General features: G+C 44.1%; 1 protein-coding gene and 1 pseudogene. Both read right to left on the bottom strand.

Going from position 1 to position 863, the window contains the following annotated elements; genetic code table 11:
- Positions 1-344 (bottom strand): RDD family protein (locus tag R7040_RS25440; RefSeq protein ID WP_318097420.1); only part of this gene is annotated, 344 nt, incomplete at its 3' end.
- A gap of 151 nt (positions 345-495) precedes the next feature.
- Positions 496-863, bottom strand: a pseudogene (locus R7040_RS25435) (ferredoxin--NADP reductase); the annotation flags it as partial.

Below are 863 nucleotides of genomic sequence, written 5' to 3'. Positions count from 1 at the left end.
ATAAACATTTCGAGTAGGTAGCTGATGCCAAGCCGGATGGAAACCGTCACTTTGGTCGCGGCACGACCATTTTTCATCACCACTTTGATACCAACAAAACGCATGCCGATGGTTTGCCCTTCCTTCAACCAATACCAGTTAATCACGAGAAGAATGGGAACAGTAAGGAGGTACACCGCGTGGGTGTCGTAAACAAGCGTGAAGTTTTCTTGCAGGGATAAACGGAAGTCATAGAGCCAAAAATTGATACCCAACGCGATAACAACGACAACGCTAATGACGACGAACAGATCAACGAAACCGCCTATAAGCCGCTGCATTTTGCTCGCAATTGAAGAGTACATATAACCACCTACAACAACAGTGAACGCAGTCTAGGCATTGTTGTATATGTGCTCAATTGATAAGTCTATAAATTCGTATCATGTCTCAAAAGTGATTTTTAATTTACACCGATATAACTTAGTTATCTCGGTTTCAGCGATGAGTGGATACTTACCAATAACGCTCATAGATAACGTGACCGCCTGTTCGAGTTCGATACTTTTCTAACCCTAGCCCTTGCAGCACAGGCAAGGTATCTTTAATCATCTCTGGGTTACCGCACAGCATCACAAAGCTGCTTTGCGGAGAGAAAGGCACATCCACTTTATTGGCAAGCTCACCAGACGCAATCAGCTCTGGGATTCGACCTTGCAGTTTTCCGAGTGACGATTCACGACTCACGATTGGCACGTACTTTAAGCGTCCTTCATATCGGAATTGAAGATGCTCAATCAGGTATTTGTAGACCAAATCTTTTTCATAGCGAACACCATGCACCAGCACGATACGATCATTGTGAGGAAGCAGGTTAATGTCAT

This window comes from Vibrio sp. 1069, assembly GCF_033340555.1.
This window is presented reverse-complemented; position numbering and strand designations above follow the sequence as displayed.